Origin of the sequence: Pantoea allii (assembly GCF_046529425.1) — a bacterium.
Lineage (GTDB): Bacteria > Pseudomonadota > Gammaproteobacteria > Enterobacterales > Enterobacteriaceae > Pantoea > Pantoea allii.
Map to the genome: position 1 here is coordinate 202,570 of NZ_CP125959.1, position 18,977 is coordinate 221,546.

Genomic DNA, 18,977 nt, shown 5'->3' on the forward strand with positions numbered 1-18,977 from the left:
AATTTTTACCGCATTGTTTAGACGTAAAAAAAGCCCGCGTCATCAATGACGCGGGCTTCGTTTTTTCTCAATTACAGCATTACAGCGCCATATCGTGCTTAGCCGAGGCTGGAGCAGGTGCTTTTTCGCTGTTAGCGGCAGGCGCTTCAGTTGGCTGATTTCCCATCTGAATAACCGGTGGCTTGGTCAGCTGCAGCGTTGCTGCTGTTTCATCCCAAACCTGCTGCGTGAGCGCAGGATTGTCGTTAAGTTTCTGACCATAGGCAGGAACGATTTTACGGATTTTTTCCTGCCATTCTGCTGACTTGAATTGTTCAGGGAACAGTTTCTGCATCACATTGATCGCGATGGGCGCGGCGGTCGACGCGCCAGGCGATGCGCCCAACAAGGCGGCAACGGTTTTCTGCTGATCGGTCACGATTTCCGTACCCAGTTTCAGCACGCCGCCTTTCTCCGCATCTTTCTTGATGATCTGTACGCGCTGACCGGCCTGAATCAGTTTCCAGTCTTCTTTCTTCGCGTCAGGATAGTACTCTTTCAGCGCGGCGAAACGGTCATCATCGCTCAGCATAACCTGACCGATCAGGTATTTCACCAGGTCGAAGTTATCCATGCCCACGTGCGTCATCGGCATAACGTTGCTGGTGGTCGTAGTGCTCAGTAAATCAAACAGCGAACCATTTTTCAGGAACTTGGTTGAGAACGTTGCAAAAGGTCCAAACAACACTACACGTTTACCATCAAGATAGCGGGTATCCAGATGCGGAACCGACATCGGTGGTGCACCTACCGACGCCTGGCCATAGACTTTCGCTAAATGGCGATCGGCAATGGCAGTGTTCTCTGTGACCAGGAAAGAGCCCCCGACCGGGAAACCTGCATAGTTGTCGGCTTCCGGAATACCGGTTTTTTGCAGCAGCTTAAGCGCACCACCACCTGCACCAATAAACACATATTTCGCGTCGACAGTACGTTCGCCGCCGTTTTTGGCGTCTTTGATGGTAACGTGCCAGGAATTATCACCGTTACGTTTGAAATCGGTCACTTCTGAAGAGGTTTCCAGACGGAAATTATCGTTCTTCTTCAGGCTACCAATTAACTGACGGGTAATTTCACCGTAGTTAACATCGGTTCCCACTGGCGTCCAGGTTGCTGCCACTTTTTGTTGTGGATCGCGCCCTTCCATGACCAGCGGTGCCCACTGTTCAATCTGCTTGTGATCGGTTGAGAATTTCATGCCCTGGAACAGCACAGTTTTCTGCAGCGCAGCATAGCGTTTGGTCAGGTAATCAACGTTATCACCCCAGACGAAGCTCATATGCGGCGTTGAGTTAATGAACGAGCGCGGGTTATTTAACACGCCATCTTTAACCTGAGAACTCCAGAACTGGCGAGAAATCATGAATGCTTCATTGATTTCCAGTGCTTTGGTCACGTCGATAGAACCGTCTGCACGCTCGGGCGTGTAGTTCAGCTCCATGTTGGCAGAGTGGCCGGTGCCGGCATTATTCCAGCCATTAGAGGATTCCAGCGCAACACCATCAAGCTTCTCGACCATGATCTGTTTCCAGCCAGGCTGCAGCTCTTCCAGCAGCGTGCCCAGAGAGGCGCTCATGATACCGCCGCCAATCAGCAGGACATCTGTTTTTTCTGGTGAATTTTCAGCGTGGGTAACTGAAGAAACGAGTAACGCTGCAAGCGACAATGCAGGTACAAATTTAGTTGATTTAATCATTCGGGATCTACGATTTTTGTGGAGAACTGGTTAAAAAAAGTCCCGAAATTTTAAAATATTGTTATTGCGTAGTTAATATGAAAATAGTTAAAAAATTAAAAGGCAGGATGGTGTAGTTAATTTAGTTACAAAAGGTTAACTTTGTTATCGATATATTTTAACCACACAATAAACGGGCGTTTCGCAATATTCAATGCCTTAACACAAATATTCTGTGTGAGGCTAAGAAACAATGATAAGAGCAGATCCGGCCTTACTCTGCGTCACTATTAGCCTGGCAGGCGAGCGTAGCGGAGCCTGAAGGGCTTTTACAACTGTTCGCGAATAAACGCCGAATGGCTATTTACATTGTCTGGCAATAGCCTGCCGCTACGGGCACCGCTTAGTGACGGATCAGCGCGAGGTCGTCTTCGTTCAGCCCGGTCATTTTCATTACCGTCTCACGATCAAGGCCGCTTTGCAGCATTGTGCGGGCAATTTTCAGTGTCGCTTCGCGTTCCCCTTCACAGCGGCCTTCTTCGCGACCCAGCTGGATGCCTTTTTCCATGCCTTTTTCAATCCCTTTTTGTTCAAGCTGTTGTGCAATGGTCATCAGTGCATCTCCGTGTTGCGGCACGCGATGTGCCAGTTCTCTTACCAACGCTTCAGCATCGGCGGTTTCGCCCGCCTGCACAATGTAGTGTATCAGCGATATGACCTGTGATGAAGAAAGATAGCCCGCCAGCAATACTGGGACCAGCTTATCCACCAACTCCGCTAAATCACGCTGGTGAATATGCTTCTGCAGCAGGGTTAGTGCCGCCATACTGCGGTGCTCAGCAATCTCCTCGTCAGGAATAATGGTGACATCCACCAGCGGGAACGCCTCGCCGTATAGCCTGCTGGCCAGCACTGGAACGGAAAACTCATCCAGCCAGCGCGTGGAATAAGGATACGGGCTACGTTTACCGGTATAGAACAAGACCGGAATCACCAGCGGTAATGTTTTATGGCCGGCTTCAAGGTGGCGCTGCATCGCGGCCACAGCGTAACGCAGCAATCTGAATGCCATGTGCTTATCAGATGAGGACTGATGTTCGATCAGCACATGGACGTAGCCATCGTCGCCATGGGTGGTTTTCAGGCTGTACAACACGTCACTGAAATATTGGCGTAGGTCATCTTCAACGAATGATCCTGATTCGAGTTTTAACGTGCTGAGGTCGCAAACCGCCCGTAATTCCGCAGGCAGGTGCAATTCCATAAAATCCCGCGCAATCTCTGGCTGTGTAAGAAACTGTCGGAAGGTCGCATCGTGAGGCGTGGGCGTCGTGTTTTTTTTCTTCATCTTTCCTGACTCTGAAATCGCAACCTGGCGTAAAGGGAATGGGCGCGAAACCGAATTTGTCATTCACACAGACATTTTGCACAGCACGCGCTGATTTACCTGCCATGCTGTCAGTATGAGCCACAAGCGTTGCTCGTCATCATGCCAGACATACGCGGTTGAAAGCACGCTAACCGGCTTAATTTGCCGGATGTCAGGCTCAAACTGTACTGGTGCCACGACTTCGCGTATGTTGCACCGCGACCCTTAACACTTCTGATGCACACTATGAATGTATCCCGGCCACACCGTTCGTCAAAAAAGCGCCCGATGAAGCTCAGCACATTATCGTCACTGATGATGGCAGCCGTGCTGATGACCGTATTACTCAGCGTCCATCTGCTTTACTACATTCAAATCGATAATTTCACACGCTCGCATGTGAAAGATAAAGCGTTGGCAGTGGCACGGACCCTGGCTGACAGCCCTGAGATTCAGCAGGCGCTGACCCGGCCTGACGGCAGCGCTATCATCCAGCCCATTGCGCAGGCAACGCGTAAACGTAACGATTTGCTGTTCGTCGTGGTAACCGATATGCGCGGCATTCGTTTTTCTCACCCAAACCCTGAAGTGGTTAATCAGCACTTTGTCGGGGACGATATCAATCCGGCGCTGCGTGGCAGGGAAAATGTCGCGGTCAATCATGGCGTACTGGTTGAAGCACTCAGAGTCTTCACGCCTGTTTTTAATCAAGCGCATCAGCAAATTGGTGTGGTGGCGATAGGGATTTCTGTTAACGATGTCGCGGCGCAGATCGCCAAAAGCCGCTGGAATATCCTCTGGACGGTACTGTTTGGTGGCCTGGTTGGCATGCTCGGCATTTTAATCTTAGTGAAACGCCTGAAGCGCATCTTACTGGGATTAGAACCTTATGAGATCTCCAGCTTGTTTGAACAGCGTCAGGCTATTCTCGATTCCATCAAAGAGGGCGTGATTGCCGTTGACGATCAATCCCGCGTCAGCCTTATCAACCAGGCCGCTCAGCAGCTGTTAAAAGAAACCACCCGCGAAGCCTTTCTGAGCGGCGACCGCGTGCCGGAAAACGCACAAATGCTGGCCCACCTGCGCGAAGCATTGCATGATGGCAAGGCCTCGTATGACGAAGAACTGAACGTACGGGGCAAAATACTGATCAGTAACACCGTGCCGGTGCGGAGCCGCGACAGCATTATCGGCGCGGTAAGTACCTTCAGGGATAAAACAGAAATCAGTCAGCTGATGCAGCGTCTTGATGGCATGGTAAACTATGTCGATGCACTGCGGGAACGCTCCCATGAGTTCATGAACAAACTCCATGTGATCCTTGGGCTGCTGCATATGAAAAACTATGCGCAGATGGAAGAGTACATTCTTAAAACGGCCAATAACTATCAGACAGAGATTGGCTCGCTGCTGCAGAAGATTAAGTCGCCTGTCATTGCGGGCTTCCTGCTGAGCAAAATTAACCGCGTGACCGATGAAGGCCATCAGTTGATCCTGAGCGAAGCCAGCTATCTGCCCGACAACGGCAGTGAGCAGCAAGTCGCCGCATTAATCACGGTGCTGGGGAATCTGATTGAAAACGCGCTTGAAGCGCTTGATCCGGAAGTGGAAGGGGAAATCCATGTCATGCTGCATTATCAAAACGGCTGGCTGTCATGTGAGGTCAGCGACGACGGCCCCGGGATTCCTGCCGATCAGATAGCCGCTATTTTCGAACGCGGCGTCTCTACCAAAGGTGAAGATCGTGGCGTTGGACTGTTTTTACTCAAGCAACAAACGGAAAGCCTGGGCGGTAACGTCAGCGTTGAATCCGAGCCGGGCGTGTACACCCAGTTCCTGGTTCAGCTTCCGTGGGAAAGAGGAAATATTAACGAATGATCAATGTGTTAGTTGTAGACGATGATGCCATGGTGGCCGAGCTGAACCGATGCTATATCGGGCAGATTGACGGTTTTACCTGCTGTGGCACTGCGTCCACCTTACTGCAAGCCAAAGAGCGACTGTTAAAGACAGATCCGGCCGTTGATCTTATTTTGCTGGATATTTATATGCAGCAGGAAAACGGACTGGACCTGTTACCCGAGCTGCGTAGTGCAGGTCGCCCGATTGACGTCATTATCATCTCTTCTGCTGCCGATGCGGCGACGATCAAAACGTCTCTGAATTATGGTGTCGTCGATTATCTGATTAAACCGTTTCAGTTTTCGCGCTTCGAAGAAGCCCTGACCGGCTGGCGCCAGAAAAAACGATTGATGGATAATCATCAGTTTTATCAGCAAGCCGATGTCGATCAGCTGTTGCACGGTAATCAGGCCAATGCCAACGAGACAAAACGTCTGCCAAAAGGGCTGACGCCGCAGACACTGCGCACCCTCTGTTTATGGATTGATGCGCATCCCGGTACAGAGTTCTCGACCGATGAGCTGGCAACCGAGGTGAATATATCGCGCGTATCCTGTCGTAAGTATTTGATTTGGCTGGCTCAGAGCAATATTTTATTTACCAGCATCCATTATGGTGTAACGGGTCGACCGGTTTATCGCTATCGTCTGCAACCTGAGTACCACGCGCTTTTACGCCAGTACTGTCAGTGATGAAGCTGATAGCTATTATCCAGTAAGGTGAAGCTGAAGTGGCGTTGTGACGAACAAATGACCTGCTTGTCGCGCGTCACAAAGATGGCTTCAATGTCAGGAAAGGTTTTCAGATAGTCGATGCCCTTTACAACGCCCATGCCATAAATCAGCGTGGTGAAAATATCACCATCGATTGACTGGTCCGAAATAATGGTCACGCTAAGCAGTTCATTATCCAGCGGATAGCCGGTATGCCGGTCAAGAATATGGTGGTAACAGACGCCGTCCCGTTCGAAGTACCGCTCATAGATGCCGGACGTCACTACTGATTTGTTAACCACATGAATGACGCCAATCAGTGCATCCTGCGCTGCAAATGGAGTTTTCAGACCGATAGCCCATCCTTGCTGCGGCGCATCGCGTGGTGCGCCCAACGTCTGCACGTTGCCGCCAAGGTTAATCAGGGCACTGTCCACACCCTGCTGCTGCAAAAATGCCTGCACCCGATCGGCGATGTAGCCTTTGGCGATCGCGCCTAAATCAATCTCCATCCCCGCTTTTTTCAGAAAGACTGCCCGGCTGTCAGCATCAAGCTCGACGTTCTCCGGATCGGTTAAGGGCAACGTCGCCAGCAAGGTCTTCCGCGCAGGAACGCTGTCGCCCTGAAAGCCAATCTTCCAACATTTTACCAGCGGACCAATCGCCAGATTAAAACTGCTGCCTGGCAACAGGCTGACCGTTAATGCGCGCTGAATCAAATCAAAGACGGGTTGACTGACGCTCACAGGATGCAGACCTGCAGCATGGTTAACAGCCATCACTTCGGAGTGCACCCGGTTAACCGTCAGCAGATTCTCATACTGTTTAATTAACCTGAAAGCCTGAGCGGCAAGCTTTTCGTTATGATCAAACAGCTTAAGCAGAATGGGCGATCCCATCAGGACGGCAGAATAAGCATAAACTTGCGAATCGGTTTGCATAAGCGACACGGCCCTGAATGAAATAAAACCGGCATCTGCGTGCTGGCAGATGCCGGATGTCACGGCTTAACGTTTGGCAAAAGCCGCTGCGTTTGCGCCGGCCAGAATACCGAAGATGATGATATCCGCAACGGCGTTACCGCCGATACGGTTTGCGCCGTGAATACCGCCGACGACTTCACCGCACGCCCAGGCACCGTTGATGGCCTGTTTTTCACTGTCAAGCACCGCCGTGGTGGTATCGATGGTGACACCGCCCATCGTATGGTGAACGCCAGGGGCGATACGAATGGCATGGAAAGGCCCTTCATTCAACGGATGGCGCAGCGCCGTCTGTCGGTCAAAATCGACGTCTTTCTGTTGCACAACAAACCCGTTGTAGCGTTGCAATGTGTCTTCCAGCGTCTGATGCTCCATATTCAGTTTCACTGCCAGTTCACCGACGGTGGGAGCACTGATGACAAAACCTTTGGCAATATACTCATCAGCCGCTTTGTTATTCATACGGACCTGCTCGTCAAACACAATCCAGGCGCTTTTCTCTGGCAGCGCAATAATCTGTGCCGAGACTTTATCGCGGGTTTCCATTTCATTACAGAAACGCTGTCCCGCCTGGCTGACCAGAATGGCCCCACCGCCACGAATGGACTCGGAAACCAGATAGGACGTTGTCTGTTCAACCGTTGGGTGAATCTGAATTTCACCCATGTCCACGGTATCTGCGCCGATTTTTTGCAACATTGCGATGCCCGCGCCGGTGGCACCTTTATGGTTAGTGGTAACAAAGCCATCCAGCTCAGGACGGTATTTGACCACCATTTCCCGGTTAGCGCTGAAACCGCCCGTTGCTACGATGACACTTTTCGCGTTGAGGATGCGGCTGTCGTTGTATTCGTCCACCACTTTCACACCGCTGACAGCCCCATTTTCAAACAGGATTTCCTCTACGGCAGTTTCCAGCAACACATCGATGTTGCGGTTATTGATATTTTTCACCAGCCCACTGATCAGGAAGCCCCCTACCGCTGAGCGGTCGGCAGGGCGGTGTGTACGGTCAATACTCATGCCACCGGTGATGGTAATGTCATTCAGTTCAATACCGTGATCAGCCAGCCAGTCAATCGCCTCGCGCGCCAAATCCACAAATTCGCGCAACAGAGTTGGGTTATTTTTAAATTTGCCGCCCTTGAGGGTTTCTTCATAAAACAGTTCTTTACTGTCTTCAATCCCTTTTAGTTTCTGAAAGCGCGTTTCAGCCGCGTTCATTCCGACAGACGCTTTAATGGTGTTGCCACCGATAGTGGGCATTTTTTCAATGACAACCACTTTGGCGCCTTCATCATGAGCCTGAATAGCCGCAGCCAGCCCGGCACCACCACTTCCCACGACCACGACATCATACTGCTGCGGCGCGTTCGGATTGCCTCCCTCCTCAATCACATGGGCTTTGTTTGATGTGGTCATCGCACGTGAAACCGCTTTTTTCAGCGCCTCACTCTGCGTTGTCGCACCGGTGATAGCATCCACGTGCGGGCTGTTAGCCACCAAAATACGATTACGCAGGCTTTCAAACGTGGTGGTGAAGTCGACGTCGAGCGTATCGTCCGGCACCAGAGAAATATCCGTAATACGGTCGGTATCCAGCGTGACGTTGATTTTCAGCTTCAGCGCCTCGGCCTCCACTTTCTCCTGATAAACCCCGGCTTTGTATTTACGTCCGGTTTCGCTCATGTCACGAATCATCGCGTCAACCAGCGAGAAGCGCCACAGCGGCTCAGGGATCAGTAACGCTTCACGTTTGTTACTGTCGATATAGAGTTCGAGGTGCTCATTATTGATGATGCGGTCTGTCCAGTCTGGATAAGCGATACAGGCTTTCCCGATCGCAACCAGGTCGTAGCCTTTTTCCAGCGCTTTCTCTGCATCTTCTTTGTTTATCACGCCGCCAACACCAATCACCGGCACTTTTGCCAGGGTTGCGGAGCGCATGGCGACGAACTTTTCAATGAGCGGCGTCGGATCGCGGGTATCTACGATTGACGGGCGCATGAGCTGTCCAACGGAAAAGTGAACATAATCCAGCCCGCGTGCCGCCAGCTTTTCCAGTAAGTACAGGGTATCCTCAAAGCGGATACCCGGAACTTCAATTTCTTCAGGGGAAAAGCGATAGCCGATAATAAATCCGTTATGCGCAAATCGCGCGGCCATTTTATGGGTGATTTCCAGGACTTCTAAGGGAAACCGGGCACGGTTATCGCGGCTGCCGCCCCACTTATCCTCGCGTTGGTTTGAATTGGGGGAGTAAAACTGCTGAATCAGATAGGTATTTGCACCATGGATTTCCACACCATCAAAACCGGCTTTGATGGCGCGGTTAACGGCATCACCAAACTTGGTGATCATGGTTTCGACTTCCTCAGCCGTTAATGCACGTGGTGTCGTTGCGCCTTCCCGCGGTGCGGCAATCGCGCTTGGAGCAACAGGCGTTTTACCGCCTATAAGCTCAGGCTCAACCATGCGACCACCATGATAGATCTGTAAAATCGCCGTCGATCCTTCTTGCTTGATGGCGTCAGCGATTCTCTTTAAACCCGGTATTTTGTTATCACTGTCGATAGCAATGGCACCTGGAAACGCGGGGCCATGCGGATCGATAAAGCAGCATTCAACGATGACCGTTCCGATACTGCCAGCACGGGCACGATAATATTCAACCAGTTCACTGGTGACGGTTCCGTCATAAAATCCCGTACAGGTTGTCATCGGTGCCATTATCAGGCGATTTTTTAAAACCGCGCCCCGCGGCAAAGTAATGGGATTGAGAATGGGGGTGAGTGTATTCATTGCGATTAACTCCAAAATTTCAAAAGCTGGGAATTTTTTGCGGACGCTATTTTATTAATAATTAAGTGGTCCGATGTCATGACACTAATATACCAATTATTTTAGTTTCATAAGCTATAATTTTAATTATTTAACTTTTAAATATTTCTGCCTGGCTATTTGCGAAAAACGAAATCGTAATGTATATTTATTGTTAACCAATAGTTAACTAAAATCAATTGAAAGCATAAAATTAAAAAATAACCAATAAAAACAACATATTAAAAAAGTATTTTTGTTAGCCATCATTCAAAAAAACGCCAAAAAACTTTATTAATTAATATATTTAATCTATTTATACGTTATAAAAAATATGATTGTTAAAAAATTAAAAATATAATTTAACTTACTTGATCTGGATCAATATTTTATTTGGAATAAATCGCATCATATCGACATGACCTCTTAAAGTTTCTGCATCGCACTCGTGGAAACGCTTAAAAAATATAAAGCATCACGGTTTATTCGCATAAACAAGAATAAAAAGGCAAGTATTGATGAATAGCCGGGACGCAGATCGAATTATCCTTAACACGTAGAAAAATACTATGAAAACACTCTCAAACGTCAAAGAGCCCCCAAAAGCAGCCCCTGCAGCTGCGGGCAAAAATAAAGCGCTGATGTTAATTCTACCGATTGTGGTAGCCGTGCTTTTATTACTTGTTCCCGTGCCATCAGGTCTTGAGCCTTATGCATGGCACTTCTTTGCTATCTTCGTTGGCGTTATCGTCGGGCTGATTTTTGAACCGTTACCCGGCGCAGTAATTGGCCTGACCGGGGTGGTCGTCATTGCCCTGTTCAGTCAGTTTCTACTTTTTAGCCCGGCAGAGCTGGCCAATCCCAAATTTAAGCTGGCCACCGAGTCATTCAAATGGGCAGTGAGTGGCTTTGGTAACTCAACGGTGTGGCTGATTTTCGGCGCATTTATGTTTGCCGCCGGCTATGACAAAACCCAGTTTGGTCGACGTCTGGCACTGATTCTGGTGAAATATCTGGGCCGCCGGAGTTTAACCCTGGGCTATGCCATTACCTTCGCTGACTTACTGCTGGCCCCTTTCACCCCGTCTAATACGGCGCGCAGTGGCGGCACCATTTATCCCATCATAGCTAACCTGCCACCGCTGTATGGTTCAAAACCCAATGATCCCAGTGCGCGTAAAATTGGATCTTATCTGATGTGGGTTGCTATCACTGCCGCCTGTATCACCAGCTCTATGTTTCTGTCTGCTCTGGCTCCCAACCTGCTCGCCCTTGCGTTAGTCAAAAGCGTTATTGGTTTTGATATTTCATGGGGAATGTGGTTCCTTGCCTTTCTGCCACTGGGTCTGCTGCTGATTCTGACGATGCCGCTGCTGGCGTACTGGTTCTACCCGCCGGAAGTGAAAGTGAATGATGAAGTGCCTCGCTGGGCCATCGCTGAGCTGGAAAAACTGGGTAAGCTGACCCGCAATGAAATTCTGTTACTGGTGTTTGTGGTCTGTGCGCTGCTGATGTGGATTTTTGCCACCGCCTGGATCGAACCGGCGATGGCAGCCCTGCTGGTCATTATCCTGATGCTGTGGACCGGCGTTCTCAACTGGAATGACATCACCAGCAATAAAGCCGCCTGGAACACCTTTGCCTGGTTTGCCACGCTGGTTGCCCTGGCTGATGGTTTAGCCCGTGTAGGCTTTATCGCCTGGCTGGGCAAAGAAGGGGGAATGTTGCTGCAAGGGTACGACCCACAAATATCCGCTGTGGTACTGCTGATTGCCTTCTTCCTCTTGCACTATCTGTTTGCCAGTACCACCGCGCACACTACCGCGTTGCTGCCTGCCATGTTGACCATTGCGGCCTCAATTCCAGGTATCAATATGCCGGTGTTCTGCCTGATGCTGTGTACTTCGCTGGGTGTCATGGGCATCATCACACCTTACGGTACTGGCCCAAGCCCCATTTATTACGGCAGCGGCTACTTACCAACGAAGGATTACTGGCGGTTGGGTACCATCTTTGGCGCTATCTTCCTGATTGCTATGATGCTAATCGCCTATCCCTGGATGGTGTGGATGTTCTGATGGTGCCAAATGCAATTCGACGCGTCATAAGATAACATGCCAACACTTGCCAGCCTGTGTTAAAGGCTGGCAAGCATAATAAACAACTCATTCGCCTTTGATGTTGCTCCTGTCAGCCTGCCTTAATGGAGCCAGCACGTCATTAAGTGAGATACTATGTCGAACAAACCTTTTTTTTATCAGAACCCCTTTCCTCTTACCCACGAGGACACCGAATACTATCTGCTCAGCCCTGATTATGTTTCCGTTGCTGAGTTTGACGGCCAGTCCATCTTAAAAGTGGACCCACAGGCATTGACCCTGTTGGCACAACAGGCATTTCATGATGCCTCTTTTATGTTGCGCCCCGCCCACCAGCAGCAGGTTGCGTCAATTCTGGCCGATCCTGAAGCCAGCGATAACGATAAGTACGTTGCGCTGCAGTTTTTACGCAATTCAGAGATTGCGGCTAAAGGTGTATTGCCCACCTGTCAGGACACGGGCACGGCCATCATTATGGGGAAAAAAGGCCAGCGAGTCTGGACCGGCGGGGGTGATGAGGCGGCGCTGTCACAAGGTATCTACAATACCTATATCGAAGATAACCTGCGTTACTCGCAAAACGCCGCGCTGGATATGTACAAAGAAGTGAATACCGGCACCAACCTTCCGGCGCAGATTGACCTGTACAGCGTGGACGGTGATGAATACAAATTCCTTTGTATTGCCAAAGGCGGCGGTTCCGCGAACAAAACGTATTTGTATCAGGAAACCAAAGCGCTGCTCAGCCCGGGCAAGTTGAAAAATTATCTGGTTGATAAAATGCGCACGCTGGGTACGGCGGCTTGTCCTCCTTATCATATCGCCTTTGTGATAGGTGGCACCTCTGCTGAAAGTACGCTGAAAACCGTAAAGCTGGCCTCGACCCATTACTACGATGGCTTGCCAACAGAAGGTAACGAGCATGGTCAGGCGTTCCGCGATGTTCAGCTTGAGCAGGAGTTACTGGAAGCGGCGCAGCAGCTTGGGCTGGGAGCACAGTTTGGCGGCAAATATTTTGCGCATGACATCCGCGTAGTCCGCTTGCCTCGCCACGGCGCATCCTGCCCCATTGGCATGGGTGTTTCATGTTCCGCCGACCGCAATATCAAAGCAAAAATCAACCGCGACGGTATCTGGATTGAAAAACTGGAAGCCAATCCGGGACGCTTTATCCCTGAAGCATTGCGCAAGCAGGGTGAAGGCGAAGTGGTTCATATCGACCTGAACCGTCCAATGAATGAAATCCTTGCTCAGCTTTCGGAATACCCGGTTTCAACGCGTTTGTCTCTGACCGGCACCATTATTGTTGCCCGCGACATTGCACATGCCAAATTAAAAGAACGTATTGATAACGGCGAAGGGCTGCCGCAGTACATTAAAGATCACCCGGTCTATTATGCTGGCCCGGCAAAAACACCGGAAGGCTATGCGTCGGGTTCACTGGGCCCAACCACCGCAGGCCGTATGGATTCCTATGTCGACCTTCTGCAGGCCAATGGCGGCAGCAAAGTCATGCTGGCAAAAGGCAACCGTAGCCAGCAGGTCACCGATGCCTGTCATAAACATGGCGGTTTCTATCTTGGCAGTATTGGTGGACCCGCTGCCGTTCTGGCGCAACAGAGCATCAAGAGTCTGGAGTGCGTGGAGTATGCAGAGCTGGGAATGGAAGCCATCTGGAAAATTGAGGTAGAGAATTTCCCGGCCTTCATTCTGGTTGATGACAAAGGAAATGACTTCTTCCAGCATATTGAACGTGAACACTGCTCGCGCTGTGTGAAATAAACTTACGCAGGCAGCAATACGAAACGGCCCCTGTTACGGGGCCGTTTTTTTTAATCGCGCTGCAGGCGATGCATTGCGTCGCTTATCCTTTCATCACCTTCGGTCAGCTCGATAATTTTGTGTGAAATTTGCGGTGTTTCGACCAGCGCCACCAGCGTGGCGGCTACGTCCTCGCGCGGGACCGACCCGTAAGGGATAGCTAAATCTGCACGTACCCTGCCCGTGCCCGCAACATCGGTTAACGTACCGGGCCGAAGAATAACCCAGTCAAGCGCGCTTTCAACTAAACGCACATCGGCAAGTCGCTTCACGCGCATATAGTTCTCGAATCCCTCGGAGGTTTTTTCACCACGACCGGCATCCGGGAAGGCCGAAACCAGCATAAAGCGCTTCACATGGGCTTTTTCTGCTGCGTCGACGGCGAGAGCCAGGCCCTCACCATCAATGGCATTAGTCAGTTCAATGCCCGCGCCACCCGCGCCCGCGCTAAAAATCACCACTTCATGATGTGCCATTTTTTGCGCCAGTTGATCCACAGTCAGTTGCTGAATGTCGCCAGCCACAGGAACAGCACCCGCTAACTTAAGTGCTTCGGCCTGCTCGGGTTTGCGATGCAGTGCAGAAACCGCATGTTGCTTAGCACTGAGCTGCTTCGTCAGATGAGAGCCGACTTTGCCAGCTGCGCCAATAATAAAACATGTCGTCATCATTCTGCTCCTTATCTCACATCAGTCAGACAATCAGTATAGACATAAGCACAACGATAAATGAGCGCCGGATAAGGCGCTCTGTAAGGCGTTATGACGGAATGATTTTCTCTTGCTTCAGCTTATCGAAAAGCTGAATAAACGCGTCCAGAGTACTCCGGTAGCCGGTGAAGCCCGCTTTGCGACTTTTGCTCATGTCAGTAAAGGCTTCCATTGGGCGGCCTAGATCGGCATCGGTGTGCCACCAGGAAGCCAGTCGGGTAATATCTTTCTCACGCAGGTTCTCGCGCTGGGCAAGTTCCTGCCATACACTGGCGGCCTCCTGCATGCGCCCGTCAAGCGGCATCATCTTCGCCGGATAATCTGCGGCCTCTACACCAAAATACTCAGCCAGTTTTGGCCACATCCAGTTCCAGCGGAAAACGTCACCATTCACCGCATTAAAATCCTGGTTAGCGGCAGCGGGGCTGGTCGCGGCCCACGCGAGTTGCTCCGCCAGAAGGCCAGCGTCGGTCATGTCAACCACGCCATTCCACTGCTCAGGCGAGCCAGGGAAGATAAACGGCCAGCCTTTCTCTTTACACAACGTCGCATAGACGGCGAGGGTTTGCCCCATGTTCATGGCATTCCCCAGCGCATAACCAATGATGGTGTGTGGACGATGTACGCTCCAGCGATAGCCATACTTGTCTGCGCCAGCAAAGACTTCGTCTTCTTGCGCATAATAGAAATTGTCTACCGGCTGACGGCCTTGTTCTTCACGGAAAGGTGTTACCGGAACGGCACCTTTTCCGTAAGCTTCAAATGGCCCCAGATAGTGCTTAAGGCCCGTCACCAGCGCCACATGGGCACCCTGCAGTCGTTCGCCGAGTGCTTCGATAACGTTGCGAATCATGCCGCCATTAACACGAATATTCTCTTTTTCCGTATCCTGTCGTGCCCACACGCTGAAGAAAACCGCATCGGGTTTGATCGCTTTTAGTGCCGCCCGTACGGCTTCAGGATCGGTGAGATCGGCCGTTAAGCTGCTGCAGCCTTCGGGCACTGCGCCGCGGCCGCGCGACAGTCCGCTGACCTGCCAGCCCTCATTGTGTAGTCTTTCAGCTAACGCCCGACCGATCACGCCACTAATGCCGACAATCAAAGCCTGTTTTTGCATGTTAATTCTCCTCGTTTTACGTAATGCTAAGGGTAATAGAGAATTTCATTCCCATTTCGGGTAATAATTCACACCATTATCAACCTGAGTTCATCAATCATGCACGATCAACGTTTGAAGGACATTGTCCCTTTTGTGGCCAGCGTAGAAAGCGGAAGTTTTACCGCTGCCGCTGCGCGTTTACATGTTACCGGCTCAGCCGTAAGCAAAAGCGTCAGCCGGCTGGAGACGCGTCTGGGATCGCGTCTGCTTGAACGCACAACCCGTAAACTGCAACTGACCGATGCGGGCAGCGCCTATTACCAGACCTGCTTACGTATTATGGAAGAGCTGGCTGAAGCGGAAGCCGTACTGGCAGCGCAACGTATTATTCCTTCTGGACGTCTGCGGCTTGCGGTACCTCATACTTATGGTCGACTGAAGGTGATGCCGTTGCTGATTCCGTTTTGTCAGCAACATCCTGAACTTGAGTTGAGAATGCGTTTTTCGGATCGCTTCACCGATCTGTTTGATGAAGGGATTGATGTTGCGGTCAGAATTGGGGGATCAGACGATTTGCCTGCCTCAATGGGTTGTCGTCACATAGGACGTGAACGAATGGTGTTTTGTGCTTCGCCTGACTGGCTGGCGCGCGAAGGGCGGCCGCAAAGCGAACAGGCGCTGATGCAGCATCGGGCGATTCTGTATGAACGTGCCGATAATACGCCAAAGCCGTGGTTGTTTACCGGCAAAGACGGACATACCTACTGGCGCGACGTGCCTTTTCGCATGGCACTGGCTGATGTGGATGCGCAACTTCAGGCAGTCATTGCCGGGTTGGGCGTCGCGCAAATGCCATCGTGGCTGGTGGAGAGCGCCGTCGCCCGCGGTGAACTGGAAATCGTATTACCGCAACTGCAACCTGATGGTCTGCCGCTGAGTGTCATTTGGCCACGACGTAAACAGCTCCTGCCCAAAGTGGATGTGTTATTAACGGCATTAACCCAGTTGACCATTCGTTGATCCTGTCAGCACACGATGTCTCCGTTGCCACCTTGCCAGGCGGGTTTATGCCGGCCCTTTCAGAAATGGACAAAACACGTTATCTCATCATTTTTCAGTCTTTTCTGGCGTTTCCAGTGGTGTTCATTACCGAGTGGCGCTAACTTACGGGATAGCAGACCGCTCAGACGAAAGGACAAACGCGATATGGCATGGGAAGGATTGAGCGGTACAGGTAGCAGAGGCAGTGAACGCTTTTCCGATCCCCACAGGTTATTCCTGGCTGTGAACGGCTAAGTTTATGCTGACGCTGCTCTGTCGCCTGATGATACTGGCTGGAATGGCGCTCACGCTGGCGGGATGCGCTCGCTCAGATGCGTTGTGGGCGGTGACGGACAACCTTTGCATGGTGAACTATCAGTACACCGGCCATCCCTCCCCTTGCCAGCAAGTTTATATTCCAAAAGGAAAACAGCAGGGTTTTACCCTGATTCAAAACCCACGCTATCCCTATCATTTCATTCTGGTTCCCACGATTCCGATGTCCGGTATTGAAAGCCCGTTGCTGTCGGTGCGTAACCGACCAGACTATTTTGGCTACGCCTGGCTGATGCGTTATCAGTTAACGTCGGTTTACGGCAGGCCGGTGCCCGAAGACAGGCTCGGGATGGCGATCAATTCAGCCTGGGGCCGCAGCCAGAATCAATTACACATCCACCTCACCTGCCTGCGAGAAGATGTTTACAGGCAGTTGAAGGCCGAGCGTCCCTATATTCAGGATGCGTGGCATCCCCTGCCCGATAAGCTGCTCACTCATACCTACTACGCCCGTCGTGTGCTGCAACCCACAGCCATGGGCATTTACCCCATTGCCTCTGTTGCCAGCCACTTTCGCCTGTCGCCTCCTATGCTGGCGGAATATGGTATCGCCTTGGTGCCAACGACCTTCTGGGGTGAAAAAGGCTTTATCCTGCTGGCAACCCGCCGCGGCTGGGATAAGGGCAACAGAGCATCAGTTGAGTCTTTGCTGGACAAGGAATGCCGTATTCTGCGCGGTCTTGTTTTGCCGCCCGCGGTCAGCGTCAGTCCATCATCGGGTCGCACTGACGATTTCCCCAAACCTTAACCGGGCTTTCATCTTAACGACGGCGTAAATCCTCAAGAGGCACAATCCTGCCGCAGGCGCTCAGCACTTATCCGGGAAGTCGTTAGAACAAATTGCATAAAAAGTGAATTTTTTCATTTTGTAACTTTAACGTTATGTTACTTCGTGTTTTTGCTGCCATGATTCACCAGGTTACTTATTGAAATGTGTTGGTCACTCAACCCTTACTATTGCTACAGGGAAAATCACATGTCACAACGGTCACTTCAGGCACTGTGTCTGATGAGTTTTTTTCTGGCCGACGTCAGAGACGGTCTGGGGCCCTTTTTAGGCATTTTTTTGACAGAGCGCCACTGGAGCCCGGATGAAATAGGCCTGGTGATGACGTCGGGCGGCATCGCCGGACTTCTGTCAACCTTACCCGCTGGCGTGGTGGCGGATGCGACGCGGTATAAACGACTTGTCATACTGGTCGGATGCATCGTGATTACCGTTGCCACTTTATTGCTCTGGTACAGCGATCAGTCCTGGACAGCGATCATTTCACAAATCGTTGCTGGTATTGCTGCCGCCTTTATTGGCCCAACCGTAGCAGGAATAACGCTGGGTTTGACCGGACAAAAGGGATTTAACCACCAGATGGGCCGCAATGAGGCCTACAACCATGCAGGAAACACGCTGGCGGCTGTCCTGGCAGGATTTGCAGCCTGGAAATGGGGGCTGGGGGCGGTATTTATTTTAATGATGATCATGGCCGTCTTTGCAGCTATCGCGACGATGGCGATCCGGGGGCAGGATATCAATCATGAGGTGGCGCGCGGATTAGAAGATAATCAGTCGCACAAGCCTACTCTGAGCCTGTGGATACTGGCACGTAAACCGGCACTGTTGATTACCGGCCTGACTTTATTGCTGTTTCATCTGGCCAACGCCGCCCTGCTGCCCATGCTGAGTATGCGCGTTGCTTCCTCTACCGGACCACATGCGGTTGACCCCGGCTTATACGCTGCGGCGACCGTGGTGATTTCCCAACTGGTCATGATCCCGGTAGCGATTTATGTCTCACGACGCGTGGATAAAATTGGCTATCGCCATTTAATTATGACCGCCCTGTTAATGATGCCGCTTCGTGCGCTTATTGCGGCAGAGTTTCCAGAGACGTTATTTGTGATCCCTGTGCAAATCCTCGATGGTATTGCGGCCGGCATCCTCGGCGTTGCCGTCCCGGGTTATATTGTGTCGCTGCTGCGTGGAAGCGGGCACGTTAATGCCGGTCAGAGCGTGGTGATGCTGATGCAAGGCGTTGGCGCATCAATGAGCCCGGCGATGACCGGACTGATCGTGGCGCGCTATTCCTACAGCATTGCCTTTAGCGCATTAGGTTGCATCGCCCTGGTGGCGTTACTGCTGTGGTGGAGCAGCGGACGAACACCAGCTGCAGAACCAGCATAAATCAAATCGATCTGCCAGCACCTGTGCTGGCAGATCGATGAACCCCTACCAAGGATGTTATCCGCGACTCACCGTGCTTCTGTGACAGCATTGATGTGCATAAAAAGGCATTTACGCCGCCCAAAACATCTCAATATGTAAACAAAAGTAAAAAATAATGTATGGCTATCTCTTTTATAAGACAGTCTTTT

13 protein-coding genes are annotated in these 18,977 nt (G+C 51.1%); 7 read left to right on the forward strand and 6 right to left on the reverse strand.

Translation table 11 applies throughout. The features are described from left to right. Nucleotides 1-79 precede the first annotated feature (79 nt). Nucleotides 80-1,735 (reverse strand): malate dehydrogenase (quinone), encoded by a 1,656-nt coding sequence (mqo, locus tag QNH99_RS22310; RefSeq protein ID WP_218995544.1) that lies wholly within the window; start codon nucleotides 1,733-1,735, stop codon nucleotides 80-82. Nucleotides 1,736-2,117: 382 nt separating this feature from the next. Continuing rightward, the gene (locus QNH99_RS22315) at nucleotides 2,118-3,062 is read right to left on the reverse strand and encodes an Rpn family recombination-promoting nuclease/putative transposase (protein WP_410517722.1); all 945 of its coding nucleotides are present in this window, start codon (nucleotides 3,060-3,062) and stop codon (nucleotides 2,118-2,120) included. A 258-nt stretch (nucleotides 3,063-3,320) separates the two neighbouring features. Here QNH99_RS22315 and QNH99_RS22320 point away from each other — a divergent pair, with 258 nt between their 5' ends. Then, entirely contained in the window at nucleotides 3,321-4,961 is a 1,641-nt protein-coding gene (locus QNH99_RS22320; protein ID WP_371873637.1) for a sensor histidine kinase, read from the forward strand. Then, on the forward strand, nucleotides 4,958-5,677 hold the full coding sequence (gene dcuR / locus QNH99_RS22325) for a two-component system response regulator DcuR (protein ID WP_063877047.1): 720 nt from the start codon (nucleotides 4,958-4,960) through the stop codon (nucleotides 5,675-5,677). The genes QNH99_RS22320 and dcuR overlap by 4 nt, the downstream gene beginning before the upstream one ends. Here the strand turns inward: dcuR and QNH99_RS22330 are convergent. Together QNH99_RS22330 and QNH99_RS22335 are read right to left on the reverse strand one after the other, a co-directional pair. Continuing rightward, nucleotides 5,671-6,639, reverse strand: a complete 969-nt coding sequence (locus QNH99_RS22330; protein ID WP_063877046.1) for an FAD:protein FMN transferase — start codon at nucleotides 6,637-6,639, stop codon at nucleotides 5,671-5,673. The two genes, dcuR and QNH99_RS22330, sit on opposite strands and share 7 nt — an antisense overlap. Nucleotides 6,640-6,705: 66 nt before the next feature. Next, nucleotides 6,706-9,483, reverse strand: a complete 2,778-nt coding sequence (locus QNH99_RS22335; RefSeq protein ID WP_410517723.1) for a flavocytochrome c — start codon at nucleotides 9,481-9,483, stop codon at nucleotides 6,706-6,708. Between the two features lie 587 nt (nucleotides 9,484-10,070). Here QNH99_RS22335 and QNH99_RS22340 point away from each other — a divergent pair. Then, entirely contained in the window at nucleotides 10,071-11,579 is a 1,509-nt protein-coding gene (locus QNH99_RS22340; RefSeq protein WP_063877044.1) for a DASS family sodium-coupled anion symporter, read from the forward strand. Nucleotides 11,580-11,735: 156 nt separating this feature from the next. Beyond that, complete coding sequence (gene fumA, locus QNH99_RS22345; protein WP_256852866.1) at nucleotides 11,736-13,382, forward strand: class I fumarate hydratase FumA; 1,647 nt, start codon at nucleotides 11,736-11,738, stop codon at nucleotides 13,380-13,382. 50 nt (nucleotides 13,383-13,432) lie between these two features. Here the strand turns inward: fumA and QNH99_RS22350 are convergent, their stop codons facing one another. Then, nucleotides 13,433-14,089 carry an SDR family oxidoreductase gene (locus QNH99_RS22350; RefSeq protein WP_172896970.1) on the reverse strand — a complete coding sequence of 219 codons (657 nt, stop codon included), beginning with the start codon at nucleotides 14,087-14,089 and terminating at the stop codon, nucleotides 13,433-13,435. Between the two features lie 91 nt (nucleotides 14,090-14,180). Further along, entirely contained in the window at nucleotides 14,181-15,248 is a 1,068-nt protein-coding gene (locus tag QNH99_RS22355; RefSeq protein WP_096011708.1) for an SDR family oxidoreductase, read from the reverse strand. Nucleotides 15,249-15,347: 99 nt separating this feature from the next. Between QNH99_RS22355 and QNH99_RS22360 the strand changes: the two genes are divergently transcribed. The 3 genes from QNH99_RS22360 to QNH99_RS22370 all read left to right on the forward strand — a co-directional run bounded on the left by QNH99_RS22360 (nucleotide 15,348) and on the right by QNH99_RS22370 (nucleotide 18,786). Continuing rightward, nucleotides 15,348-16,250 (forward strand): LysR family transcriptional regulator, encoded by a 903-nt coding sequence (locus tag QNH99_RS22360; RefSeq protein ID WP_410517724.1) that lies wholly within the window; start codon nucleotides 15,348-15,350, stop codon nucleotides 16,248-16,250. Nucleotides 16,251-16,530: 280 nt separating this feature from the next. Beyond that, nucleotides 16,531-17,355 carry a CDP-diacylglycerol diphosphatase gene (locus QNH99_RS22365; RefSeq protein WP_063877039.1) on the forward strand — a complete coding sequence of 275 codons (825 nt, stop codon included), beginning with the start codon at nucleotides 16,531-16,533 and terminating at the stop codon, nucleotides 17,353-17,355. Nucleotides 17,356-17,583: 228 nt separating this feature from the next. Further along, nucleotides 17,584-18,786 carry an MFS transporter gene (locus tag QNH99_RS22370; protein WP_063877038.1) on the forward strand — a complete coding sequence of 401 codons (1,203 nt, stop codon included), beginning with the start codon at nucleotides 17,584-17,586 and terminating at the stop codon, nucleotides 18,784-18,786. Nucleotides 18,787-18,977: the final 191 nt, after the last annotated feature.

Coding starts and splice junctions, on each gene's coding strand:
- dcuR (WP_063877047.1), top strand. CDS start 4,958: ATGATCAATGTGTTAGTTGTAGACGATGATGCCATGGTGGCCGAGCTG.
- QNH99_RS22335 (WP_410517723.1), bottom strand. CDS start 9,483: ATGAATACACTCACCCCCATTCTCAATCCCATTACTTTGCCGCGGGGC.
- QNH99_RS22320 (WP_371873637.1), top strand. CDS start 3,321: ATGCACACTATGAATGTATCCCGGCCACACCGTTCGTCAAAAAAGCGC.
- QNH99_RS22360 (WP_410517724.1), top strand. CDS start 15,348: ATGCACGATCAACGTTTGAAGGACATTGTCCCTTTTGTGGCCAGCGTA.
- QNH99_RS22355 (WP_096011708.1), bottom strand. CDS start 15,248: ATGCAAAAACAGGCTTTGATTGTCGGCATTAGTGGCGTGATCGGTCGG.
- QNH99_RS22350 (WP_172896970.1), bottom strand. CDS start 14,089: ATGACGACATGTTTTATTATTGGCGCAGCTGGCAAAGTCGGCTCTCAT.
- fumA (WP_256852866.1), top strand. CDS start 11,736: ATGTCGAACAAACCTTTTTTTTATCAGAACCCCTTTCCTCTTACCCAC.
- QNH99_RS22365 (WP_063877039.1), top strand. CDS start 16,531: ATGCTGACGCTGCTCTGTCGCCTGATGATACTGGCTGGAATGGCGCTC.
- QNH99_RS22315 (WP_410517722.1), bottom strand. CDS start 3,062: ATGAAGAAAAAAAACACGACGCCCACGCCTCACGATGCGACCTTCCGA.
- QNH99_RS22340 (WP_063877044.1), top strand. CDS start 10,071: ATGAAAACACTCTCAAACGTCAAAGAGCCCCCAAAAGCAGCCCCTGCA.
- QNH99_RS22370 (WP_063877038.1), top strand. CDS start 17,584: ATGTCACAACGGTCACTTCAGGCACTGTGTCTGATGAGTTTTTTTCTG.
- QNH99_RS22330 (WP_063877046.1), bottom strand. CDS start 6,639: ATGCAAACCGATTCGCAAGTTTATGCTTATTCTGCCGTCCTGATGGGA.
- mqo (WP_218995544.1), bottom strand. CDS start 1,735: ATGATTAAATCAACTAAATTTGTACCTGCATTGTCGCTTGCAGCGTTA.